Genomic DNA, 23,309 nt, shown 5'->3' with positions numbered 1-23,309 from the left:
TCACTCTGTGAGCGCCGCGCCCCGGCTGGCAATCACCTTCGCATAGAAATGCGCGCTCGCCTTCAGAGTTCGCTGCAAGGTTTCATAGTTCATGTGCACCAGGCCGAAGCGCTTGGAAAAGCCGAACGCCCATTCGAAGTTGTCGAACAGCGACCAGGCGAAGTAGCCGCGGATGTCGGCGCCGCGTTGCATGGCGTTGTAGACCGCGGTGATGTGTTTGCGCAGATAGTCGATGCGCAGCGGATCTTCGAGCAATGGACCTTCGACCTGCGGCGGATCGAAAAAGCACGCGCCGTTCTCGGTGATGTAGACGGGCGGATTGCCGTAGTTGTCCTTGATCCACAGCAGCGTATCGGTGAGGCCCTGCGGAAACACCTCCCAGCCGGTCTCCATGTGCGTGTGCTGCTTTTGTTTCACCGTGCTGGCGCCGAGCGGCCACGCGTTCGGGTCGGCTCGCACGACGGCGCGCGTGTAATAGTTCACGCCGACGTAGTCGATGGGTTGGCGAATGATTTTCAGGTCCGCATCCGGCCAGTGCGGCCAGGCCTCTCCATAGATGTCCATGAGCTCTTTGGGATACGAACCGAGCAGCGCAGGCTCGAGATATTGCCGGTTCATATAAGCTTCAGCACGGCGAGTCGCTGCAAGGTCCGCCTCGGATTGCGACGCCGGATACTTGGGCTCGATGTTGACGACCAGTCCGATCTTGTTGCGTCCGCTCGCGCGATAGGCCTGTACCGCCGCGCCGTGCGCCAACATGAGATGATGCGCGGCCCGCGGAGCTTCGAACAGATTGCGATGACCCGGCGCCAACACGCCATGCATATAACCGCCGTCCACCACCACCCACGGCTCATTCAAGGTCGTCCAATATTTGACGCGGTCGTCGAGCCTGCGAAACACGATGTCCGCGTACTCCGCGAACCATTGCGCGATGTCACGATTCAACCAGCCGCCGCGATCGTCCAGCGCCGCCGGCAGATCCCAATGAAACAACGTCACCATTGGCTGGATGCCGCGCGCCAGCAGCCTGTCGACCAGGCGTTCGTAGAAGTCGAGACCTGCGGCGTTGATGCGGCCGACGCCTTCGGGCAGCACGCGGCCCCAGGCGATACTGAAACGATACGAGTTCATGCCCAGCGACTGAATCAGATCGACATCGCTTTCCCAGCGCCGGTAGTGATCGCAGGTCACATCCGCGGTGTCTCCGTCCTGCACGCGCCCCGGTGTATGCGAGAAGCGATGCCATATGCTCGGCCCGGCGCCGTCAGCGAGCGGCGAGCCTTCGATCTGATACGCGGAGGTGGCGCAGCCCCAGAGGAAATCGCTGGGGAACTGAATGGGTGGGGTCATGCGGACAGTGTAGAGGAGCTTGCGCACGCGTGGCAGCAGTAAAACTCAAAGCCGTACGTAAGGTTTACAGCAACGGTCACGTCGGCGTCGAGGGCGCCTCGTTCGATATCGCCGATGGCGAGCTGCTGGTGCTGGTGGGCCCATCGGGTTGCGGCAAGAGCACGCTGCTGCGTTTGATCGCGGGGCTGGAAGAGGCGACCAGCGGCTCCATTCACATCGGCGATCGCGATGTCACGTACCTGGAGCCACGCGATCGGGATATCGCGATGGTGTTCCAGAGCTATGCCCTGTATCCGCACATGACAGTACGGGAGAACCTCGGCTTCGGGTTGAAGCTGCGTGGGCATTCAGAAGCTGAAGTGGCGGATCGGGTGAGAGATGCGGCGGAGCGGCTCGAGCTCGGCTCCATGCTGGACCGACTGCCCAAACAATTGTCGGGCGGTCAGCGTCAGCGCGTTGCGCTCGGACGCGCGCTGGTCCGGCACCCTCAGGTGTTCCTGCTCGATGAGCCGCTCTCCAACTTGGATGCCAAGCTGCGCTCGGCGATGCGCACAGAGATCGCGCGGTTGCATCGCTCGCTCAAGACCACGATGGTGTATGTGACGCATGACCAGGTCGAAGCGATGACGTTAGGTCAACGTATCGTCGTGCTCGATCGCGGGATCGTGCAGCAGATCGATACCCCCATGGCCATCTATGAGCGGCCGGTGAATCTGTTCGTGGCCGGGTTCCTGGGCAACCCGGCGATGAACTTCTTCCGCGGGGTGCTGCATGCCGCGCCGATGGGGCAGGCGATACTGAAAGGCGAGGGCGCCGAGCTTCCCGTCCCCGGCGGACTTCCCACCGGCCGGGCTGTCGTCGTCGGCGTTCGCCCCGAAGATCTACATCGCGTGGACGGTGCGACGCCGCCCGGAAACATTCGGTTGAGCGTGCTGGTGGATCTGATCGAGACCGTCGGCAATGAGGCGTTCATTCACGCGAGCGTGGGCGCGTGGCGCGTCATCGTTCGTTCCTCGCCCTATCACTTGCCGCCGCTGGGCTCGACCATCACGCTGCAGGTGGCGCCGGATCGATTGCATTTTTTCGATGCGCAGAGCGAGGAGAGGCTCGCGCATTCTTAGTTACTGTGCCCACGGCGGCTCCAGGACGTTAGCGAACCAGGCAGGGACGCTTGTGGTCGTAGCACCAGCTGGGAATAAGAAACTGCATGGGCGATCCGTCGTCGCGCCCGCCCAATCCTTCTCGAAGGTACACTTCGTTCGCCCGAGTCAACTGCTGCTCGTCGAGCTCCACGCCGAGGCCTGGCCGCTTGGGAAGCTGCACGAAACCGTCGACGATCTGCAGCGGGTTGCGCGTCAGACGCTGGCCGTCTTGCCAGATCCAGTGCGTATCGATGGCGGCGATCTCACCAGGCGCTGCGGCGGCCACCTGGGTGAACATGGCCAGTGAAATATCGAAATGATTGTTCGAATGCGAGCCCCACGTGAGGCCCCAGTCCCGGCACAGCTGCGCGACACGCACCGAGCCGTGCAGCGTCCAGAAATGGGGATCGGCCAGTGGAATGTCGATCGATTGCAGCTGGATGGCGTGCGCCATCTCCCGCCAGTCGGTTGCGACCATATTGGTAGCGGTCGGCAGACCGGTGGCGAGGCGAAATTCAGCCATCACCTCGCGCCCGGAGTATCCATTCTCGGCCCCACACGGATCCTCAACATATGAAAGCACTTCGCGCTTGTCCCGGCACAGGGCGATGGCCTCCTTCAGCGACCAGGCGCCATTGGGATCGATAGTGATGCGCGCCTCAGGGAACCTGTCGGCGAGCGCACTCACCGCCTCCATCTCTTCTTCGCCACGCAGCACACCGCCTTTGAGCTTGAAGTCGGTGAATCCGTAACGCTGCTGGGCTGCTTCGGCCAGGCGGACGATGGCGTCGGCAGTGAGCGCGGGCTCGTGGCGCAGGCGGAACCACTCATTGTCCGCCTCGGGCTCGCTGCGGTAGGGCAGGTCGGTACGTGTGCGATCGGCAATGTAGAAGAGATACCCGAGCATCTTCACCGCATCCCGCTGCTGCCCTTCACCGAGCAGCGCGGCCATCGGTACGTTCAAATGTTGGCCGAGCAGATCGAGCAGCGCACATTCGATCGCTGTCACTGCGTGCACGGCCATGCGCAGATCGAAGGTCTGCAGCCCCCGGCCAGCGGCATCTCGGGTGCCGAAAGTGTTTCGCATGGCGTTGAGCACGCGTTGGTAATGGGCAATCGGCTGTCCGACGACGAGGCCACGAGCATCTTCCAGAGTCTGGCGAATGCTTTCTCCGCCGGGTACTTCACCGAGGCCGGTATTGCCTGCGTTGTCGCGAAGGACGACTACGTTGCGTGTGAAATATGGCCCGTGCGCGCCGCTTAAGTTGAGCAGCATGCTGTCGTGGCCGGCGACCGGGATCACACGCATCTGCGCAACGAGGGGTGTGCTCATCGACGCTGCCCGACTTACTGCGGACCCAGCCTGCGGATCAACGCGTCGAGTTGCTCCAATTCCGCAGGCAGCAGATCGGTCAGCGGCGCCCGCACCGGACCTGCGTCATGACCCACCAGTTTTGCACCGGCCTTGATGATGCTGACTCCGTATCCTTCGCGGCGGTTGCGGATGGCAAGGAATGGCAGGAAGAACTCGTCCAGCAGGCGATTGACCGTTGCGCGGTCGTCGCTGGCGAGCGCCTTGTAGAACGTCATGGCCGTTCGAGGAATGAAGTTGAACACTGCGGAGGAGTACACCGGCACACCGATTGCGCGGTAAGCCGCGGCATACACCTCCGCTGTCGGCAGACCACCGAGATAGGTCAGGCGCTCGCCCAGGCGGCGCCGAATGGTGACCATCAGCTCGATGTCACCAATACCGTCCTTGAAGCCGATCAGATTCGAACACCGTTCGGCGAGCTGTTCGAGACTGTCGGCGTTCAGGCGGCAGACATTCCGGTTGTAGACAACCACCCCGAGTCGAACCTCTTTGCAGACCGCCTCCACGTGAGCGATCAGGCCAGCCTGAGTGGCCTCGATCAGATAATGCGGAAGCAGCAGAATGCCGGCGGCGCCCAGGCGTTCGGCCTCTCGGGCATAAGCAATAGCCTGGCGAGTCGGGCCGCCGGCGCCAGCGACGATAGGCACGTGGCCGCGGCAAGTGTCGACCGCCGTCCTGACGACTTCGGAAAACTCGCCTGGCTCGAGTGAGAAGAACTCACCAGTGCCGCCAGCCGCGAACAGTGCGCTTGCGCCATAGAGCCCCAGCCATTCGAGCCGCTTTGCGTAGCTGGGGGCATCGAAATCCCCATTGGCTGCGAAGTCGGTGACCGGAAAGGACAGAAGCCCCGAGCCGAGAATGGCTTTGAGATCTTGCGGATTCATGCGATTTGGCCCAGAGCCGGCAAGCTGCGCGGGCGTCTCTCAGTAGCGTGCGGCTGATTCAGTCTCAATGTCTTAGCGCGGCCATTTGTTCACAAATGATCCCCCAATCGGGGTGCTATGGATCGAGGCCCGGCACGGGGAAGCGGGCGCAGAGCGCACGAACCTCATCATGAAGGGCTCGTAGCTTCGTCTCATCCGCCGGCGAGCGAAGCGCAGCGACCATCCACGCCGCGACCTGTTGCATCTCCGACTCCTTCATCCCGCGTGTGGTCAGCGCCGGCGTGCCCAAGCGGATTCCGCTGGGCTTCAACGGCGGGCGAGGGTCATCGGGGATCACTTGTTTGTTCACGGTGAGGCCGGCGAGATCGAGCGCCGTTTCCGCCACGCGGCCATCGATGTCGAACGAGCGAATGGTGTCGATGACGATGAGATGATTCTCCGTGCCGCCGGTGATCAGCGTGCAGCCGTGCTTCAGCAACTCATCGGCCAGCGCGCGAGCGTTGCGAACAACTTGCGCGGCATACGCTTTGAAGGCGGGTTCGGCAGCAAGCTTCAGGGTCACGGCGATGCCAGCCACCGCGTTCATGTGCGGGCCGCCTTGCATGCCCGGGAAGACTGCCGAATCGACCTTCTGCGCCAGAGATGACTTGCAAAGAATCATTCCACCGCGCGGGCCGCGCAGGGATTTGTGAGTCGTCGTCGTGACGACGTCGAAGCCCGCATCGAGCGGATTCGCCAACGCCCCGCCTGCGATCAAGCCTCCGACGTGAGAGACATCCGCCATGCACAGCGCGCCCACATCGTCCGCGATAGCCCGAAAGCGCGCGTAGTCCACCTCGCGCGGATACGAGGAATGACCGCAGAGCACGATCTTCGGCCGCACCTGCCGTGCGGTCGCGAGCACCGCGTCGTAATCGATCGAGCCGTCAGGCGGTGAAGTCTTGTAACGAACGAAGTTGAAGATGCGACCCATGCAAGACACCGGCGCGCCATGCGTGAGATGTCCGCCATGCGACAGATCCATGGCCAGCACCGTATCGCCTGGCTCGAGGCACGCAAAATAGACCGCCTGATTCATGGGCGAGCCGCTGAGCGGTTGCACGTTGGCGTGCTCGGCGCGAAACAGGCGCTTGGCGCGCTCGATGGCGAGCGACTCGATGCGATCGGTGAACTGCTGGCCACCGTAGTAGCGGCGGCTGACGTAACCTTCGGCGTACTTGTTGGCGAACACCGAGCCGTTGGTGGCGTAAACCTCGGGGAAAGCATAGTTCTCGGACGGAATCAGCTCGAGCCCTTCGCGCTGACGGCGTTCCTCGCCAAGCACGGCATCGAATACATCGGGGTCGGACGAGCGAAGCAAGTCGAATGAGATCTGCATAGCGGCGCTCCAGTGACAAAGGAGGGTGGACTTGGAGCCCAGGCGAGCGGCCGCGGCAGGGGAGACCCTGCGCGCATGCTTCCCGATGGTTATTCCATCTGACGCCAGTCACATGCGCGGAGTGGATGCTACGCCAGACATTTCGAGATCTGCAAGCTGGCACCCAAAAGTTGTGTGAGGGACGCTTCGCCGTCATGGCGCGCCGGGAATGATTCAGTGACAATCCTCGCAGCGCCTTGCATCTCACTCATGGAGCGACCATGCCGATCGACTACGCCAAGCTGAAGAGCATGCAGTTCGAACCCATCCGCCACACCTACACGCGGCGCGACACCATGCTCTACGCACTGGGTCTGGGCGTGGGCGCAAGCGATCCTACCGACGCTGGCGATCTCAAATACGTTTATGAGAAGTCGCTCGTCGCGCTGCCCACGCAGGCCGTCACGCTGGGGGTTGCGCCGATGCTGCTCGCGCAACCTGAGCTCGGCATCAACTTCAAGCTGCTGCTGCATGCGGAGCAAACGTTGCAGATTCACAAGCCGCTGCCGATCGAGGGTACGGTCATTGGCGAGTCCTCGATCGATGAGATCTACGACAAGGGCGCGGCGAAGGGGGCCATCCTGTACATGACGCGCAAACTGTTCGATGCCGGCTCGGGCGATCTGTTATCGACCTTGGGCAACGTGGCGTTCCTGCGTGGCGACGGCGGCTTCGGAGGCAAGAGCGAAGGCGCACCCAAACCTCGCGCGGTGCCGGCCGATCACGACGCCGATCAGGCAGTGCCGCTCACCAACATGCCAAACCAGGCGCTGATCTATCGCTTGTCGGGCGACTACAATCCGCTACACAGCGACCCCGAGATCGCGGCGGTGGCGGGGTTCGAGCGGCCGATCCTGCATGGCCTGTGTCATTACGGCATGGCGGGCCGGGCGTTGATCAGGGCGCTGTGTGGAGACGATCCTTCGCGCTTGCTGCGACTGGACACGCGCTTCACCAGCCCGGTCTATCCGGGCGAGCCGCTGCAGGTAGAGATCTGGAACATCGCCGCCGGTGACGCGTCATTCCGGGTGGTCGCAAGCGAGCGCAATGCCATCGTTCAGGACTTCGGTCGCTGCGAGTACCGGCTCTGAATTCACGAGTCTGAATCCTCAAGTCTCCATCCTTCAAGTCTTAGCTGGGCTCATTCATCCCCATGTTCTCCGCCTGCGGCGTCATCACCCTCACCACCGATTTCGGTCCCCAAGGCCCGTTCGTTGCGACCATGAAGGGTCGCATCCTGGCGCGCCTGCCCGAAGCGCGAATCATCGACGTGACTCACGACGTACCGGTGTATTGGCCGGCGGAGGCGGGGTTCTGGCTGGCGCGGGCTTATAGCTACTTCCCGGAAGGCTCGGTGCATGTCGCCGTGGTCGATCCGGGGGTAGGCACCAAGCGCGACATCATCGCGGTGGTCGCGAACGGTCATGCGTTTCTCGCCCCGGACAACGGGCTGCTGGCGCCGATCGTGAGCACGACGCCCTCGGCCAAGATCTACCGCTTCGATCCCGCCCACGCGGGCGCCCGATTCAAGCTGCCGCCGGCCAGCGCCACCTTTCATGGGCGGGACATTTTCGCCCCGCTGGCCGCGGATATTGCCGGGCGGCGCGCGAGTCCGACCGACCTGGGGCCTGAGACTCACGACATCGTGCCGTCCTGGGTGGACGAGCCGAGCGTCGCGGCCGACCAGGTGGCCGGAGTGGTCATGACGACCGACCATTTCGGCAATCTGATCACGAACATCGACGGCGCCCTGATCCAGTCGTTCAGCCGGCCCATGGTCAAGACCGGCGGCCACACCTTCGCCCTCAGGCGCACTTATGGCGACGTAAGCCCGGGGGAGTTTCTGGCCCTCGTCAACTCCTTCGGCGTGGTCGAAATCGCCCGGGCGGAGCAAAGCGCGGCCGAGGCCTTGGGGTTGGGTCGGGGGGCGCCGGTGGTGGTCAGTAATGCTCCCTGAATATCCCGGCCCGGTTCGGGCCAAAGGTGGGCCCCGTCGAACTATTTGAACCGCCTGTCCTCCAAGCCATTGAAAACCGCCGCGCATCGTATATAGTCCGCAGGCTTCCGGCCGCGCCGGTTACCGATGTAGTTGATTTGGCTGGATTTTTCAGGAACGCCCAATGGAGAGAGACGACGATCACTTCGATCTCGACGATGACTTCGTCGCCGAAAGCGACGAGGACCAGAATTACGAGAAGTTCATCGACGCTGGCGCTCGACGCGCCCGTCCCAACGCCGCCCAAGCGGCGAAAAAAGGCAAAGCGGCCTGGAGCAAACTCGAGGATGTATTGGCCGACCGGCGCCTGAAGAAAGAACTGAACGATTTCGACGAAGAATAGTAAGGTGCCGCGCGGACCAAGCAGGTTTCGCGCCACTACAGCTGTCGCTCTCCGGCAAAGCTCTAGAAGGCCGGAGCCAGGATGGTGCGCGCTGGGCCGCGAACCCGATCCTTTTCCTCACAAACGAAGAGCTCACAAATGACGATGGCTGATTCCACGCCCGCGGCGTCGCCGTGGGTAGTGCTCAAGTTCGGTGGCACCAGCGTTTCCTCGGTCGCCAACTGGAAAAACATCGCGGCGGTGGTCCGCGAGCGGCTGGCCGAAGGTCTGCGTCCGGTCATCATTCATTCCGCGTTGTCCGGCATCACCGATCGTCTCGAACAACTGCTCGCGCTGTCGCTCGATACGCAAAGCAATGAAGCACAGGCGGTGATGAACCAGATCGAGCAGCGTCATCGTGACCTGGCGCGCGATCTTGGCGTCACGCCCAGCCAGGATCTGGAAGAGCAATTCAAACGTTTGCGACAGATCGCCGCCGGCATCGCGCTCGTGGGCGAGGTGAGCGAGCGGCTGCGTGCTCGCGTGATGGCGCAAGGCGAGTTGATGGCGACGCGCCTTGGCGCCGCGTTCCTGTCCTCACAAGGATTGGATACGCAGTGGGTCGACGCTCGCACCGTGTTGAAAGCCGAGCAGCGGCGCAATGCGAATCTGCGCTCGAGCTATCTGTCCGCCACTTGTAACTATGAGCCGGATCTCGAGCTGCAGCGTCGCTGGTCCAGCCAAGGCATCGTGTTCATTTCTCAGGGCTTCATCGCAAGCGATGAGCACGGCGACACGGTGTTGCTGGGCCGGGGCGGCTCGGACACCTCGGGCAGCTATTTCGCCGCCAAGCTGCAGGCGCGTCGTCTGGAGATCTGGACCGACGTGCCCGGCATGTTCAGCGCCAATCCCCGCTCGGTGCCGACCGCACGTTTGCTACGTGCGCTCGAATATGACGAGGCGCAGGAGATCGCCAGCAGCGGCGCGAAGGTGCTGCATCCCCGCTGCATCATGCCGGTGAAGCAGTACGGCATCCCGCTGTACGTGTACGCGACGCAAACGCCGAAGCTCGAAGGCACCGTCATCACCACCCACGGCGGCAACGTCGCCGCGCAGGTGAAAGCCGTCACCATCAAGAAGAACATCACGCTGGTGTCGATGGAGACCGTCGGCATGTGGCACTCGGTGGGCTTCCTCGCCGATGCATTCCAGGTGTTCAAGGATCACGGCCTGTCGATCGATCTGGTCTCGACGTCCGAGACCAGCGTGACCGTGTCGCTCGACCCGGCGGCCAATACGCTGGATAAAGCAACGCTCGAGGCGCTGGTCGTCGATTTGGGCAAGCTGTGCCGCGTGGAAGTCATCGGGCCGTGCGCCGCGGTGAGCCTGGTCGGAAGAAACATTCGCGCCATCCTGCACCGCCTGGGCGATGCGCTCGAGCTGTTCGAGGAGCAGAAGATCTATCTGGTGACGCAGGCGGCCAACGATCTGAACATCACGTTCGTGATCGACGAGACGCAGGGCGACCGTCTGGTGTCGCGTCTGCACGATATCGCCATCCAGAAAATGACCGCCGATCGCGTGCTCGGTCCGACCTGGGAGGAGCTGTACGGGCCGAAGGACAAGGCCGCGCTCGAGCTGAAGCAGTGGTGGCACGATCGCCGCAATGACTTGATCGCGCTGGGACGCGAGCATGGCGCCGCGTACGTCTACGATCGCGCCACGCTAACCGCGAAGGCCAAGGCGCTGCGGGCGCTGCCCGGCATCGAAGGCGTGTTCTATGCGCTGAAGGCCAACTGGCATCCTGAGATCATCAAGCTGTTCGCCGAGCTGGGTCTGGGCTTCGAGTGCGTCTCACGCTTCGAGGTCGAGCACGTGATGAAAACCGTGCCGTCGCTCAGCAAGCAGAAGATTCTGTTCACACCCAACTTCGCCCCGCGGGCCGAGTATGAGTGGGCGGTGGAGCAGGGCATCTGGGTAACGCTCGATAACTTGCATCCGCTCAAGGCCTGGCCGGAGCTGTTCAAGGGACGCGATGTCTTCATTCGCATCGACACCGGTTATGGCCGCGGTCATCACGACAAGGTGCGCACCGCGGGCGTGCACTCGAAGTTCGGTGTGCCGTTGTTCGAAATGGATGAGCTCGAGCGCCTGGTGAAGGCGGCCGGCGCGAAGGTCGTCGGTCTGCATGCGCATACCGGCAGCGGTGTGTTCAGCGTCGATAACTGGAAGTCGGTGGGCGACACGCTCACCGCGCTCACCGCGCGGTTCAAAGATGTGCGAATCGTGGATCTCGGCGGCGGTCTCGGCGTGCCGGAGCGCTTGGGGCAGCAGGGCGTGGTGCTCTCGGAGTTTGGCGAGACGCTCGCTGCGCTCAAGGCGGCGCATCCGAAGCTCACGCTGTGGATCGAGCCGGGCCGTTATCTCGTGGCCGAGGCCGGCGTGCTGCTGGCGCAGGTGACGCAGTTGAAGGGCAAGGGCGAGGTCCACTATGTCGGCGTGGCGACGGGCATGAACTCGCTGATTCGCCCGGCACTGTACGGCGCGCATCACGAAATCGTGAATCTCACTCGCCTGGATGATCTGCCTACCGAAGTGGTCAATGTCGTGGGGCCGATTTGCGAGTCGGGCGACACGCTGGGCACGGATCGGTTGCTGCCGCCGACCCAGGAAGGCGATGTGCTGTTGTTTGCCACCGCAGGCGCATACGGTCGGGCGATGAGCTCGACCTATAACTTGCGTGAGCCTGCTATCGAAGTGCTGGTGTAAGTCGCATTGAGCCGCGCGATCATGCGCGGCTCACCTGAAAGCGGGCCCCCTAGGGCCCGCTTCGTTCCCATCCGGCTGGGATCGCCTCCTGCGGCCGATCGATTACTCGGTGTCGCTGGCGGTCATCTCCTTGCGATGACCTTCCTTCCACTCCTGCGCCGTCAATGAGCCGTCACCGTCCGCATCCATCTTGCTGAACATTTGCTTGGTGCCGGCGGCATGCTCCGCCTCGCTCAGCTTGCCGTCATTGTTGGTGTCCATGGCGGCAATCTTCTGCTGGGACGACATGCCCTTGGGCAGGGACTTGCCCTTGCCGGCCGGATCGTAGGCCTTCTTGTCTTCCATCCGTTCCCGATCCGGCGTGCCCTCGGTGCGCGCCGTCGAGTGACCTTCCTGGTGCATCGAGCCGTGCGAAGAATCCATCTCCTGCGCGGTCACGCTGCCATCCCTGTTCGTGTCCATCTTGCTGAACATCATCTTGGCGCCTTGCGTATGTTCAGCTTGTGTCACTTTGCCGTCGCCGTTCTTGTCCATCATCGACAACTTGTCGTCCTTGCCACCGCCGGCCACAGCCACGCCGCACAGAATGCTGGCGATCGCGACGGGAATCAGTCTTGGAGCCAAAGATTTCATGGTGAAACCCCCAACAGGTTTGAGTTCCCATTGAACGTGGCGCCGAGGCTCAAGTTCCTGCGCGGTCACCGACGTCTCCATTCGCCGCATCGTGGCAGGAATCGCCTTCAGGGCCCCGCCGACCGTGTGTCGGCGGATGGCTCGTCACAAACCTTGCCACGGGGTAATTTGCGCGATGCGGTGGGGAACGCTACTCTCACGCCGTGCGCAAATTCTGCTGGCAACGCTGGGCTCTGATGATCTTGCTCGTGACCCGCTTGGTCATGGGCGAGCTCGGGCACGCCATGCCAGTCGAGGGTGCTCTCACTGCTCCTGGGCATGCGATGGCTACGGGCGTGAACGATCCTGCTCAATGCCACGACGCCAACGAGAGTGGGAATGCGTCGGCCCAGGCGCACCATGGCGAGCACAGCCAGAATTACGCGGGGCACTCAGCGGGGGAGCAGGACTGCTGCGAGACCGGTGAGTGCGAGTGTCCCTGTCTGCACGTGCCCTGCGCGGCGCTCGAAGCCATGGCTGTAGGCTCGATTGGCGCCACCGTGCCGAGAATCTTGCACGGCGCCGATGGCGTAATCTCACAACGCCCTTCTAGTTTGTTCAGACCTCCCGCCTGATCTCTTGATTCACGTTTGCCGAGCGAGGCTTGCAGCTTCGGCTGCATGCCCGCATGTCGACGCTTTGTTTCAAGAGGCTTTCATGTCTTCGATGCCATCATCGCGAGCGCGCCTGCCGCAGCTCTCGCGCAGGAGTTTTCTACAAGCGGCTGGCGCCGGGCTGTTCGTCCTCGGCGCACCCCGCGGCGCCGGTTGGGCGCAAAGTCATGCGCAGACCGTGCTCACCGGCTCGCATTTCGATTTGCAGATCGGTGAGGCGCCCTTCAACTTCACCGGCAACAAACGTGTCGGCACGGTGGTGAACGGGCAGATCCCCGGGCCGCTGCTTCGCTGGCGCGAGGGCGACACGGTCACATTGCGAGTGGCCAATCGACTCGCCGCTCGCAGCTCCATTCACTGGCACGGCATGATCCTGCCGGCCGACATGGATGGGGTGCCGGGCTTGAGCTTCGAGGGGATTCCGAGCCTCGGCGAATATCTGTATCGCTTCAAAGTGAACCAGGCGGGCACTTACTGGTACCACGCGCACTCGCGCTTCCAGGAACAAACCGGACTCTATGGGCCCATTGTGATCGAGCGCCGCGGCGGCGAGCGTTTCCCGACGGAACGCGACTACGTGGTGATGTTGTCCGACTGGACGGACATCGATCCCGAACGCATCTTCGCGGTGTTGAAGAAGCACAGCGACTATTACAACTTCCGTCGCCGCACGGTGGGCGAGTTCTTTGCCGATGTTCGAAAGAACGGCTGGAGCGAAACCGTCGCGGATCGCCGCATGTGGGGCGAAATGCGCATGAACCCCACCGACATGCTCGATGTGTCCGGCTACGCGTACACCTATCTCATGAACGGCGTGACACCGACGGGCAATTGGACGGGATTGTTCTCTCGCGGCGAGAAGGTGCGGCTGCGGTTCATCAACGGTTCGTCGATGACGTTTTTCGACGTGCGTATTCCAGGACTGAAGCTGACCGTCGTTGCGACCGATGGACAGGACGTGGAGCCGGTCTCGGTCGATGAGTTTCGTATCGGCGCGGCGGAGACGTACGACGTGATCGTCGAGCCCAAGGATGATCGGGCCTACACGATCTTTGCGCAGGCGATGGATCGCTCCGGCTATGCACGCGGGACGTTGTCACCGAGTCCGGGCCTGGAGGCAGAGATTCCGCCGCTCGATCCCAGGCCGCTGCTGACGATGGGCGACATGGGAATGTCACATGGCGCCCACGCCGCCGGCTCGATGAAGCCAATGGATCACAGCCAAATGGATCATGGCCAGATGAACCATGGTCAGAGGAATCATGGCCAGAGGAGTCATGGACAGAGGAGTTCTGGCGAGACGGACCCGCACGCGGCGCATGGCTCCTCCGCTCAGCGTGGCGCGGTTGATCACGCCGCGATGGGGCACGGCGCGTCCGCCCTGCATCATCCATCGACCGAACGCACGCCGTTGCAGGACATGCAGGCCGAGCAGCCGAATATCGGCTTGAACGATCCCGGCGTGGGCTTGAGAAACAACGGCCGTCGTGTGCTGACCTATGCCGATCTGCACACCATCGGTGGTCCGATCGATCGACGCGAGCCCGCGCGCGAGATCGAGCTGCATCTGACCGGCCACATGGAGCGCTTCGTGTGGTCCTTCAACGGCCAGAAGTTCTCCGAAGCCAAACCGCTGAAGTTCCGGCTCGGCGAGCGCCTGCGGATCACGCTGGTGAACGACTCGATGATGACGCATCCCATCCATCTGCACGGCATGTGGAGCGAGATTGAAGATGCTTCCGGCCACTTCCAGGTGCGCAAGCATACGGTCAACGTGAATCCCGCGCAGAAGTTGAGCTACGCCGTGACGGCGGATGCGCCCGGGCGCTGGGCGTATCACTGTCATCTGCTGTATCACATGGAAGCGGGCATGTTCCGGGAGGTGCATGTCGAGTCCGGCGATGAGGGCGGCGCAGGCGGGCCTGGCGCCGGCCATGGAGCGCACTCATGAGCGCGCGAATCAGGGTTCACATGGCTTTGGCGCTGACGATGTCCGCCGCTGCAGCTGGCGCTCAGGAAGAACATCAGCATCATGAGCACGCTCAGCATCAAGCCCATCACGCATCTCATGGAGATCAGCGTACGGAGAGCGAGCGGGCGCATGTGCCGCCGCCACCGCCCAAGTACGTCATGCGCGACATGTCCGAAGAGGAAATGGCCGAGATGATGGGCATGGACGATACGGCGCCTTTCGGCATGGTGCTGTTCGATCAGTTCGAATGGCGCGACGCCGATGCAGGCGACACATTGGGTTGGGACGGCCGCCTTTGGTATGGCAACGACTACGACAAGGCGCTGCTCAAGACGGAAGGCGAGCGAACTGACAGTGAATACGAAGGGTCCGCTGAGTTGCTGTGGGATCATGTGATTTCACGGTGGTGGAGTGTGCAGGCGGGGGTCGCGCACGACTTCGGCGAAGGTCCTTCTCGAACCTGGGCTGCTTTTGGCGTGCAAGGACTGGCGCCTTACTGGTTCGAGGTCGAGGCGTTGATGTACGCAGGCGAGGAGGGTCGTACTGCGGCGAACTTCTCCGCGGAATATGAAATGTTTCTGACGCAGCGGCTGGTGCTGCAGCCCAAAGTCGAACTCAGCGCGTATGGCAAGGACGACGCCGCGAACGGGGTCGGCTCGGGCTTCAGCGATGCGGAGCTCGCGTTACGCCTGCGTTATGAGATTCGCCGCGAGTTCGCGCCGTACATCGGCGTGTTGTGGTCGCGGAAGTTTGGGGAGACCGCTGACCTTGCGCGCGCTGAAGGCAATGACGCCGACGACGTTCAGTTTGTCGCCGGCCTGCGAGTCTGGTTCTAGCACTTGCCAACTATTTGAGAATCGTTATCATCTCTGGCGCTCGTCGGCGAACTCCGACGAGCCGCCAGCTTTCCGGCCAGCCAACAACAGTCCATGACGGACGGCTGAGCCTGGCCTTTCGCTCCCGTCGTTGTGGCTCCGTGCGTCCGACAACTTGGGAGTCTCGCCATGTTTGTTTTTTCTCGCGCATCAGCACTGCTGATGGTTCGCCATGCCTTAGGCATTTGTGGCGCGGCGTTGGTGATTTCAGCAACCCTGGGCATGGCCCACGGCGCAGAAAGGGCGAACGGCGCGGAATCGCTTCCAACCGGCGGCCATGCCGGCAACGCTTTCATCGGCGCGTGGGACGACGACGGCGACGGCAAGGTCTCGCGCGCCGAGTACGACGCCACGCGCAAGTTGCGCTTTACTGCGACGGATCTTGATCGCGACGGCTCGCTCACCCTTGATGAGTACGTGAATGAATATGCCGTCCGCCTGGATCGCGACATCGCGGACGAGCGTAACGCGTCGCTGAAGCAAACCGACACTCGCTTCAAGGCGCTCGATAAGGACGAGGACGAGTTCATCAGCCGCGCCGAATATGATGCCTCGGGCGAGCGCGCTTTCGTCCATCTCGATCGCAACAAAGATGGCCGGATCACTCAGGATGACGCCGAGCCCCGATCAAAAGAAATACAGAGCGAAGAAACACCGCGACGGCGCTCCATCATCGCCATGCCGACGAGTCACAACCTGGCTGGCATGCTCGAGATCTATGACGACGATGGCGATGACGTGCTGAGTCGTGAGCAATACGACGCCCAGCGCGCCAAGGTCTTCGCCGCCACCGATGTCAACAAGGACGGCAAGCTTGATCATGCTGAGTATGTGAACGAATTCGATGCTCGCCTGAGCGAGCGGATCGCCGATCGTCGCCAGTCGCAGCTGAAGCAGGGGCGCGTGCGCTTCAAAGCCATCGATTCGGATGAGAATGGCGGGATCAGCCGTGCTGAATACTTCGCGATGAGCGCGCGCATGTTCGAACGCGCCGACACGAACAAGGATGGCCTCATTTCTCAAGCCGATCCGCCGCCCGTGCGGGTGCGCCGCACGGAAGGGGAGCGCGCCGTCACGAGTCAGGCGCAAACGCCTTAGGGCGCACAGTCGTCGAGAACAAATCGAACATTCGCCCAGTCAGCACGACGCCAACCAGGCATTGGTATCCACGGATTCTGTCTGGAGCTTGTCATGCGTACCTCGAGTGCTGTCCTGTCCCTGGCGGTCGTCGCCACCTTGCTGTCGGCGCAGCCGATTCATGCCGCCGAAGCGGATATACAGTCCCGACAGCTGAAGAAGATCCAAGTCACGGCCGAGGAGGAGGGCCGCTCCATCGTGGGCAATCGCACGGTGGTCGGAGTTACCGAGCTGGAAGAAGAACAGGCGCAGAACTTCGAGGATGCGATTCGCTATATCCCCGGCGTGAGCATCGTGGATCTGGGCCGCTTCGGCGACAACGGCTTCAACATTCGCGGTCTGGAAGGCGACCGCGTTGCGCTGACGGTAGACGGCCTCGCGTTCGCCGAAACCGTCGAGACGACGCCGGCTTATGAGTTTTTCCGCGCCGGGCGTGGCAGCGTGGATATCGATTCGGTGAAGAGCATCGAGGTAGTGAAAGGCGCCGACTCCATTGTCGCCGGCAGCGGCGCGCTGGGTGGGGCGGTGATGTTGGTCACCAAGGATGCGTATGACTATCTCGATGCGACCGGCAACGACACCTACTTCCGGATCAAGAGCGGCTACACGAGCAGCAGCGATGAGCTGATGACCACGGCCACGTTCGCGAATCGGACCGGGCCGGTGGAGGCCTTGGCCCTCTACACTCGGCGCCGCGGGCACGAGACGGAGTCCTGGTTTGATTCATCGCCGATTCCGACGGGTTCGGGGCGTCGCTCGCCGGATCCCATGGATCGCGAGAGCGATGAAGTGCTGGCCAAGCTCGACTTCCTGATCGGCGACTCGCAGCGATTCGGGCTGATCGGCGAATACAGCCGCGCCACCAACGAGATCGACAACTTATCGCGTGTCGGCGGGCTCGGCTATCTCACACGACGCGCCGATGACGACAGCGATCGCGATCGCTTTGGCCTGCGCTATTCGTGGGATGACGCCGGCACCATCTTCGACACGCTCGACTGGACGGCAGATCGCGTTGAAACCAAGTCTCGCGCCTTGACCACCATTCTTGCCGGCTCGGGTTGCGCGCAGAACATCACGCCCTGTGTGCGGAGCGAGGATCGCGCGACTGAGCAGGTGCTTGATCGCATGGCATTGGATTTCACCAAGGCCTGGCGAGGCGAGGGCGTGAGCCACGCACTCATCTATGGGCTGGCCTGGCAGCAGCGCGAGGTCGACTTCTGGGCGGTGGATACTCGCTACATTGGAACGACCGATGCGACCAGCTCGGTGACCATCGATCCGGACCAGATCCCCAAAACGGATGTGACAACCTACAGCGTGTATCTGCGCGATAGTCTTTATCTGCTGGATGATCGCTTGACCCTGCATGCAGGCATTCGCTACGACCGCACGGAGTATTCACCGGAGCTGGATGCGCAGTTTGTGGATGAGACTGGTTCCGTTCGCGACGTGGAGTTCTCCGCGCCCACCTGGCAGACAGGCGTTGATTTCAAGCTCACTTCCGAACACTCGGTGTGGGCGCAGGTCGGGCGAGGCTTCCGGGCGCCCACGGTTCGTGAGCTGTATGCGCCGACGTCTACGAGCACGGCGACGGAGGTGGCGACCGGCAATGAGGTGACGGTCTGGGATTCCGCTGCCAATCCCAATCTCAAAGCCGAGAAGAGCCTGAATACGGAGCTCGGCTATCGTTGGCAAACCGATCGCCACCTGCTGGGCGTCTCGGTATATCGAGACAAGTACACGGACTTCGTTGAAACAGTCGCGCGCATCCAGAATCCGGATACGCAGTATCAGACCTGCATAGGCACGGACTGCACCGTCAGCAATGGCGTTCGATATCTCACGCCGGCGAACGTGGGTGATGTGGTGGTCAAGGGCGTGGAGGTGGAAGGTCGCTGGCTGATCAATCGGCAATGGTCGGCGCGCCTCGCCTGGGCGTACAGCGAAGGCGAAAAGCAGAACGGCGATCCGCTGCCGAGCATCCTCCCCGCGACGGGCGTCGTCGGCTTGCGCTACGACTCGCCGACGCAGCGTTGGTCGTTGACCGGCAATGTGTCGCATGCCGAGGCGAAGAAGATGAAAGACGCGGCGCTCACGCAGACGCCGCCCGACGATTTCTTCACCTCGCTCGTGCCTGACTACTTGAGCGACGCATACACGGTGCTGGATTTGTTTGGCGAGCTCCATCTCACTGAGGATCTGCGCTTGAACGCCGGCGTCTACAACGTGTTCGATGAGAAGTACTACCTGTGGCCTCGCGTACGGTTCGTCAACGAAGGCACGACGACGTTGTATGGCTACGTCACCGGCGACGGCATTGGCCGTTATAGCGAGCCGGGGCGCAATTTCCGCGTCTCCTTGTCCTGGCAGTTTTGATCATTGAGGTTGGAGATCGTTGGCATGACGAACATTTGCAACGCGCGGGCGCTTCCCCTGGGCGCTTTGTTATTGTGTTTTGGCAGCGCGCAGGCTCACTCGCCGTACCTGCTGCCGAACCTGTTCGATCTCGGCAAGCGAGATCATGTGACGGTGCAGGGCAGCTTCACCGAAGAGTTTTTCGAGCCCGACGTGGCGATGAAGTCCGATGATTATCACGTGCTCACGCCCGGTGGCGCGAAGCTGGCGCTGACGCCCGTGTACGTGCGAGACCTGGCTGTCGTCGAAGCAGACACGAAAGAGCAGGGCACCTATCGCATCTCTACCGGCAAACGCAGCGGCCGCACGTCCAAGGCCGCCTGGGTCGACGGCGACTGGAAGTTTCTCAGCCCGAAAGCATCGGCGCCTCCCGGCGCCAAGGTGTACGACGTGACCAGCGTCACCCTCGCCGATGTTTACGTCACTCGCGGCAAGCCTTCGGATCCTGCGCTCGCGCCCCGCAACGCTGGGCTGGAGTATCGCGCGCTGTCACACCCGAACTCGCTGTTCGTCGGCTCGCAGATGAAGTTCGAAGTCCTCTTCGAGGGCCAGCCCCTGGCAGGCCACGCGGTCTCCGTGTATAGCGGCGGGCAGCGTTATTCGGATAAGAAGGCGTTCGCCGAAGTGGTGACCGACGAGGCAGGCCGCTTCAGCTTCACACCGGATAAGCCCGGTGTCTACCTCGCCATGTCCCGCCACCGCCCGGCGCCTGCGCCGGAGAGTCCGCAGGGTGTGAGTTACACCTACTCGGTCGTGCTCGAGGCGACGGAGTGAATGCGGGCGCATCCAATCACAACACCACCACGACTTCGGCCGCGCCGCTGCGGCTGGAGACGTTGACGGCCACGCCCTCGCCGCGCCGGCGCACCATCATATCGATGCGATCCTCACCGACATGCAGGTTGGCGATGCGCAGTTGATCGATGCTGTCCGGCAGGCATGGATGGTTCAATCGAACCAGGCGTTGTTGTGCATCGATCTCGAGCCCTAGACACGCTTGCAACAAAGCGAACGGGGCGGCAGCCGCCCATGCTTGAGGCGCGCACGCGACGGGGTAGAGCACCGGCCCTTTGTCACGTCGGCGCGGCATGCCGCAGAAGAGCTCCGGCAATCGCCGCAGATCCATCTGCATGGCTGCATCCAGAATGGCCGCGGTGACGCGCGCCGCCTGTCGCGAATGACCATAGCGCGCGAGCCCCAGCGCGATGAGCGCATTGTCATGGGGCCAGATGGATCCGTTGTGATAGGAGGTCGGGTTGTATCTGCGCTCTCTGGAGCTGATAGTGCGAATGCCCCATTCGCTGAACAGGTCGCGCCCCGCCAGCACCTGCGCCGTGCGCGCCGCCCGTTCGGGCGATGCAATCCCGGTGAACAATACTTGTCCGGCGTTGGAGCTGCGCACGCGGCACGGTCGCTTGTGCCCATCAAGCGCGAGAACGTAAGTGCCCAATGTTTCGTCCCAGAAGCTCGCTTCGAACTTCTCCTTGAGCTCATTCGCCTGCTGCAGCAAGCGGGCGGCCAGTGCGCTTTCGCCCAGCGCTTGCGCCATCTGCGCCCCGAGCGACCGCGCCATATAGGCGTACCCTTGCACCTCGCACAAGGCGATGGCGGGCTCCGCGAGCGCGCCGTCCGCATGAAACACCGCGTCGTTGGAATCCTTCCAGCCCTGATTCGCGAGCCCCCCATCGCTGCGCCGACGATATTCCAGGAAGCCGTCGCCGTCGGGGTCGCCGTAGTGATCCATCCAGGCGAACGCGGCCTTGATGTTGGGCCAGATCTGTTCCAGCGTCTGCCGATCGCCCGTGGTTCGCCAGTACATGCCGGCGAGCGCGACGAACAGCGGCGTCGAATCGATCGAGCCGTAGTAGCGCGCAAACGGCACCTCTCCCAACCGGGCAAGCTCGCACTGGCGAGTTTCGTGGAGGATCTTGCCCGGCTCGGCGTCACTGACAGCATCCACGGTCTGCGCCTGGTTCGCCGCGAGATATCTCAGCACCCCGCGAGCCAAGGAGGGATACAGCCACAGCATCTGCATGGCGGTGATCAGGCCGTCCCGGCCGAACGCCGTGGAAAACCACGGCACACCGGCATAGGGGTAGGGACCACGATCGGTGTCGGTGACGAGCATGCAGAGGTCGGCCATGGACCGGCACAGCACCTCGTTGACGGAGCTGCTGGATGTCTCGAGCGCCGCAGCCCGATGGGTCGCATCTCGAAGGGAGCGCTGAGCGGCGCGCATTGCCGGCCAGAACCGCTCCTCGAGAGGCTGATCGTCCCCCCGGCATAGCACTGTCACGACGATGGCTCGCCGTTGCTTGGGGCCCAGCTCCAGATCGAAGGTGGCGCGACGTTCCGTCAGCAACGTGGGCGCGGGATGAAACACGACCTCGGTGGCGCGAGGCACTTTGTCGAGCGACGCGTACTCGAAGCGCACGCGTCCCACACCCGACACTCGTTCGGAAACCCGCCCTCGAGTGTGGCGGACGAAACCTCGCACTTCGAACACATCGACGAAATCCGCAGCGAAGTCCAGCGCGATCCGGATGCGAGTCGGCGCGTCAGCGAAGTTCCGCACCGACAGCAGCTCGTAGCAGCCCCCGTTCCACAGGAATTTGCTGCGCGAGATGTGCACCGTGTCTTTCGGCAGCACCAATGTGTCGCCACGCCTTACGTCGGCATTCGTCAGATCGACGTCCAGCATGGCGTTGTTGCTGCGAACGGTGGAGCTGAGCAGCAACGGCGCTTCATCCTCGATGGTGAGTCGAAGCTGCGAGAGGAACCGCATGTCTCCGTGATACAGACCTTGCGGGCCGTGCGGCGTCGACAAATCGCCCAAAGGATCGAACAGCGCAAAGGTGTCTCCGTGCTTCAGCGTTCTCGGCCGCAGCTCGGCCAGGGAGGAATGCGCGGAGATATAGAAATGAGAGACGGGTTCTGCGCCAGCAGCGGGCGCGGCGGAAGCGGTCATCATACGAGCACCATCAGGCAGCGATCCGGTTCGGCTGGGACGCCAGCAGGCGGCGATAGATCTGCACGTAATCGGCGGCCATTCGCGCGGCCGAAAACCGCTGCTCGAATTTTTCGCGCACCGTGCTGCGTTTCAACATCCCGACATGCCGCAGCCGTTCGGCCGCCGCATCGATCGAGTCGACGATGTAACCGGTGACGCCCTCCTCGATGATCTCCGGCACCGAGCCTGCTCGCCACGCGATGCAGGGCGTGCCGCACGACATGGCTTCGATCATCACCAAACCGAACGGCTCGGGCCAATCGATAGGAAACAGCAAAGCGGCCGCGTTTCCGAGAAACTCCGACTTCTGGTGCTCGCCAATCTCACCGATGAACTCCACATGCGGTTGCGACAGCAGCGGCTCGATGCGCTCGTGGAAGTAGGCGCGATCCGCGTCATCCACCTTCGCCGCGATCTTGATGCGCATTCCGGCCTGGCGGGCAATCTCGATGGCTCGATCCGGTCGCTTCTCGGGCGAGATTCGGCCGAGGAAAGCCACATAGTCGCCTCGTGGTTGCTCGGTGAAGGCGCAGACCTCGGCCGGCAGGCCGTGATACACAGTGCCGACCCAGCAGGCGCTGGGTAGTGGCAGGCGTTGATGATCGGAGATAGACACCAGCGGCGCGTCGTCGAATTCGGCGAACAAAGTCTGATAGTCCGGCAGGTCCAATCGGCCGTGCATGGTCGTGACGATGCCCTTCATGCCAAGGCTGCGCGCCACCGGCAGATGCACGTAGTCGCCATGAAAATGAATGATGTCGAATGTGTGCGCGTACTGACGTAGCTGCTCCAGCTGCAACACCGTGTAGGGAAGATAGTCCCTGACGTTCGGATCGAGTCGCAAGGCCTTCGGGACGGTCGCGATCAGTCTCGCGCTGGTGCGCGAGTCGCCGCTTGCGAACAGCGATACCTCGTGACCCTGTCGGATCAGTTCCTCAGTCAGATAGGAGACGATGCGTTCAGTGCCGCCGTACAGGCGGGGCGGCACGCTCTCGATCAAAGGAGCAACTTGTGCAATTTTCATTGGCGGTGTCCCTCTGTCATGCGATTGGCGCGTCACCTCGATTGCGGGAGGTCCCGCGGTGGGGTACTGGGGTGGTGGCAGGCTGCGCTCGACCTGCGCCCATGCTCGGCAGGGACGAGCGGTTCAGGTTCTTTGATATGAGGCTCGAGGGCACAGCCTGCATCTGCCATGACCTATTTACACAAAGGCAAGCGAACTCCCATCGTCGGGCGACGCGCCGGCGCTTTTGGGGTCGGGTCCAAACAATTTCAATAGGTGCTCGATCGTTCCCTCCGAAACGACACCCCTTGAATCTGCGCTGGGAGTTTCTATGTTGCCGACCGATCCTG

Annotated in this window: 18 protein-coding genes and 1 riboswitch; of the genes, 11 read left to right on the top strand and 7 right to left on the bottom strand. The window is 62.6% G+C overall.

Annotated elements, in window-relative coordinates; genetic code table 11:
• On the bottom strand, positions 1 to 1,353 hold the full coding sequence (locus tag JM946_RS13270) for a GH1 family beta-glucosidase (protein ID WP_203167755.1): 1,353 nt from the start codon (positions 1,351 to 1,353) through the stop codon (positions 1 to 3).
• Between the two features lie 29 nt (positions 1,354 to 1,382).
• Here JM946_RS13270 and JM946_RS13265 point away from each other — a divergent pair, with 29 nt between their 5' ends.
• On the top strand, positions 1,383 to 2,474 hold the full coding sequence (locus tag JM946_RS13265) for an ABC transporter ATP-binding protein (protein WP_203167754.1): 1,092 nt from the start codon (positions 1,383 to 1,385) through the stop codon (positions 2,472 to 2,474).
• Between the two features lie 28 nt (positions 2,475 to 2,502).
• On the opposite strand, the gene gudD is transcribed toward JM946_RS13265, so the two are convergent.
• The 3 genes from gudD to JM946_RS13250 all read right to left on the bottom strand — a co-directional run bounded on the left by gudD (position 2,503) and on the right by JM946_RS13250 (position 6,132).
• Entirely contained in the window at positions 2,503 to 3,828 is a 1,326-nt protein-coding gene (gene gudD, locus JM946_RS13260) for a glucarate dehydratase (RefSeq protein ID WP_203167753.1), read from the bottom strand.
• A gap of 14 nt (positions 3,829 to 3,842) precedes the next feature.
• The gene (kdgD, locus tag JM946_RS13255) at positions 3,843 to 4,754 is read right to left on the bottom strand and encodes a 5-dehydro-4-deoxyglucarate dehydratase (RefSeq protein ID WP_203167752.1); all 912 of its coding nucleotides are present in this window, start codon (positions 4,752 to 4,754) and stop codon (positions 3,843 to 3,845) included.
• A 115-nt stretch (positions 4,755 to 4,869) separates the two neighbouring features.
• Positions 4,870 to 6,132: a serine hydroxymethyltransferase gene (locus JM946_RS13250; protein ID WP_203167751.1), complete on the bottom strand. Its 1,263-nt coding sequence runs from the start codon at positions 6,130 to 6,132 to the stop codon at positions 4,870 to 4,872.
• A gap of 29 nt (positions 6,133 to 6,161) precedes the next feature.
• A riboswitch (ZMP/ZTP riboswitch) is annotated at positions 6,162 to 6,254 on the bottom strand.
• 138 nt (positions 6,255 to 6,392) lie between these two features.
• Here JM946_RS13250 and JM946_RS13245 point away from each other — a divergent pair.
• The 4 genes from JM946_RS13245 (at position 6,393) to JM946_RS13230 (ending at position 11,258) form a co-directional block, all read left to right on the top strand.
• Positions 6,393 to 7,262, top strand: a complete 870-nt coding sequence (locus JM946_RS13245) for a MaoC/PaaZ C-terminal domain-containing protein (protein WP_203167750.1) — start codon at positions 6,393 to 6,395, stop codon at positions 7,260 to 7,262.
• A gap of 62 nt (positions 7,263 to 7,324) precedes the next feature.
• On the top strand, positions 7,325 to 8,128 hold the full coding sequence (locus JM946_RS13240; RefSeq protein ID WP_203167749.1) for an SAM hydrolase/SAM-dependent halogenase family protein: 804 nt from the start codon (positions 7,325 to 7,327) through the stop codon (positions 8,126 to 8,128).
• Positions 8,129 to 8,291: 163 nt separating this feature from the next.
• Complete coding sequence (locus JM946_RS13235) at positions 8,292 to 8,510, top strand: hypothetical protein (protein WP_203167748.1); 219 nt, start codon at positions 8,292 to 8,294, stop codon at positions 8,508 to 8,510.
• A gap of 138 nt (positions 8,511 to 8,648) precedes the next feature.
• On the top strand, positions 8,649 to 11,258 hold the full coding sequence (locus JM946_RS13230) for a bifunctional aspartate kinase/diaminopimelate decarboxylase (protein ID WP_203167747.1): 2,610 nt from the start codon (positions 8,649 to 8,651) through the stop codon (positions 11,256 to 11,258).
• Between the two features lie 102 nt (positions 11,259 to 11,360).
• Here JM946_RS13230 and JM946_RS13225 read toward each other — a convergent pair whose 3' ends face one another.
• The gene (locus tag JM946_RS13225; protein WP_203167746.1) at positions 11,361 to 11,891 is read right to left on the bottom strand and encodes an EF-hand domain-containing protein; all 531 of its coding nucleotides are present in this window, start codon (positions 11,889 to 11,891) and stop codon (positions 11,361 to 11,363) included.
• Between the two features lie 236 nt (positions 11,892 to 12,127).
• Between JM946_RS13225 and JM946_RS31615 the strand changes: the two genes are divergently transcribed.
• The 6 genes from JM946_RS31615 to JM946_RS13195 all read left to right on the top strand — a co-directional run bounded on the left by JM946_RS31615 (position 12,128) and on the right by JM946_RS13195 (position 19,720).
• Positions 12,128 to 12,505, top strand: a complete 378-nt coding sequence (locus JM946_RS31615; RefSeq protein ID WP_407700521.1) for a CopL family metal-binding regulatory protein — start codon at positions 12,128 to 12,130, stop codon at positions 12,503 to 12,505.
• Positions 12,506 to 12,587: 82 nt separating this feature from the next.
• Positions 12,588 to 14,495 (top strand): copper resistance system multicopper oxidase, encoded by a 1,908-nt coding sequence (locus JM946_RS13215; protein ID WP_407700520.1) that lies wholly within the window; start codon positions 12,588 to 12,590, stop codon positions 14,493 to 14,495.
• On the top strand, positions 14,492 to 15,352 hold the full coding sequence (locus JM946_RS13210) for a copper resistance protein B (protein ID WP_203167744.1): 861 nt from the start codon (positions 14,492 to 14,494) through the stop codon (positions 15,350 to 15,352). Before JM946_RS13215 ends, JM946_RS13210 begins: the two co-directional genes overlap by 4 nt.
• A 168-nt stretch (positions 15,353 to 15,520) precedes the next feature.
• Positions 15,521 to 16,489, top strand: a complete 969-nt coding sequence (locus tag JM946_RS13205; protein ID WP_203167743.1) for an EF-hand domain-containing protein — start codon at positions 15,521 to 15,523, stop codon at positions 16,487 to 16,489.
• Positions 16,490 to 16,582: 93 nt separating this feature from the next.
• Positions 16,583 to 18,907, top strand: a complete 2,325-nt coding sequence (locus JM946_RS13200) for a TonB-dependent hemoglobin/transferrin/lactoferrin family receptor (protein WP_203167742.1) — start codon at positions 16,583 to 16,585, stop codon at positions 18,905 to 18,907.
• Between the two features lie 24 nt (positions 18,908 to 18,931).
• Positions 18,932 to 19,720: a DUF4198 domain-containing protein gene (locus JM946_RS13195; protein WP_203167741.1), complete on the top strand. Its 789-nt coding sequence runs from the start codon at positions 18,932 to 18,934 to the stop codon at positions 19,718 to 19,720.
• A gap of 16 nt (positions 19,721 to 19,736) precedes the next feature.
• Here JM946_RS13195 and JM946_RS13190 read toward each other — a convergent pair whose 3' ends face one another.
• Complete coding sequence (locus tag JM946_RS13190) at positions 19,737 to 21,917, bottom strand: amylo-alpha-1,6-glucosidase (protein ID WP_203167740.1); 2,181 nt, start codon at positions 21,915 to 21,917, stop codon at positions 19,737 to 19,739.
• Positions 21,918 to 21,927: 10 nt separating this feature from the next.
• Positions 21,928 to 22,980: a glycosyltransferase family 4 protein gene (locus JM946_RS13185; RefSeq protein WP_203167739.1), complete on the bottom strand. Its 1,053-nt coding sequence runs from the start codon at positions 22,978 to 22,980 to the stop codon at positions 21,928 to 21,930.
• Between the last annotated feature and the right edge of the window lie 329 nt (positions 22,981 to 23,309).

This window comes from Steroidobacter gossypii (assembly GCF_016801985.1).
Classification (GTDB): Bacteria; Pseudomonadota; Gammaproteobacteria; order Steroidobacterales; family Steroidobacteraceae; genus Steroidobacter; species Steroidobacter gossypii.
This window is presented reverse-complemented; position numbering and strand designations above follow the sequence as displayed.

What these genes read in the sequence shown, in the direction of transcription:
- JM946_RS13270 (WP_203167755.1), bottom strand. Translation starts at nt 1,353, where the DNA reads ATGACCCCACCCATTCAGTTCCCCAGCGATTTCCTCTGGGGCTGCGCC.
- gudD (WP_203167753.1), bottom strand. Translation starts at nt 3,828, where the DNA reads ATGAGCACACCCCTCGTTGCGCAGATGCGTGTGATCCCGGTCGCCGGC.
- kdgD (WP_203167752.1), bottom strand. Translation starts at nt 4,754, where the DNA reads ATGAATCCGCAAGATCTCAAAGCCATTCTCGGCTCGGGGCTTCTGTCC.
- JM946_RS13250 (WP_203167751.1), bottom strand. Translation starts at nt 6,132, where the DNA reads ATGCAGATCTCATTCGACTTGCTTCGCTCGTCCGACCCCGATGTATTC.
- JM946_RS13245 (WP_203167750.1), top strand. Translation starts at nt 6,393, where the DNA reads ATGCCGATCGACTACGCCAAGCTGAAGAGCATGCAGTTCGAACCCATC.
- JM946_RS13240 (WP_203167749.1), top strand. Translation starts at nt 7,325, where the DNA reads ATGTTCTCCGCCTGCGGCGTCATCACCCTCACCACCGATTTCGGTCCC.
- JM946_RS13235 (WP_203167748.1), top strand. Translation starts at nt 8,292, where the DNA reads ATGGAGAGAGACGACGATCACTTCGATCTCGACGATGACTTCGTCGCC.
- JM946_RS13230 (WP_203167747.1), top strand. Translation starts at nt 8,649, where the DNA reads ATGACGATGGCTGATTCCACGCCCGCGGCGTCGCCGTGGGTAGTGCTC.
- JM946_RS13225 (WP_203167746.1), bottom strand. Translation starts at nt 11,891, where the DNA reads ATGAAATCTTTGGCTCCAAGACTGATTCCCGTCGCGATCGCCAGCATT.
- JM946_RS31615 (WP_407700521.1), top strand. Translation starts at nt 12,128, where the DNA reads ATGATCTTGCTCGTGACCCGCTTGGTCATGGGCGAGCTCGGGCACGCC.
- JM946_RS13215 (WP_407700520.1), top strand. Translation starts at nt 12,588, where the DNA reads ATGTCTTCGATGCCATCATCGCGAGCGCGCCTGCCGCAGCTCTCGCGC.
- JM946_RS13210 (WP_203167744.1), top strand. Translation starts at nt 14,492, where the DNA reads ATGAGCGCGCGAATCAGGGTTCACATGGCTTTGGCGCTGACGATGTCC.
- JM946_RS13205 (WP_203167743.1), top strand. Translation starts at nt 15,521, where the DNA reads ATGTTTGTTTTTTCTCGCGCATCAGCACTGCTGATGGTTCGCCATGCC.
- JM946_RS13200 (WP_203167742.1), top strand. Translation starts at nt 16,583, where the DNA reads ATGCGTACCTCGAGTGCTGTCCTGTCCCTGGCGGTCGTCGCCACCTTG.
- JM946_RS13195 (WP_203167741.1), top strand. Translation starts at nt 18,932, where the DNA reads ATGACGAACATTTGCAACGCGCGGGCGCTTCCCCTGGGCGCTTTGTTA.
- JM946_RS13190 (WP_203167740.1), bottom strand. Translation starts at nt 21,917, where the DNA reads ATGATGACCGCTTCCGCCGCGCCCGCTGCTGGCGCAGAACCCGTCTCT.
- JM946_RS13185 (WP_203167739.1), bottom strand. Translation starts at nt 22,980, where the DNA reads ATGAAAATTGCACAAGTTGCTCCTTTGATCGAGAGCGTGCCGCCCCGC.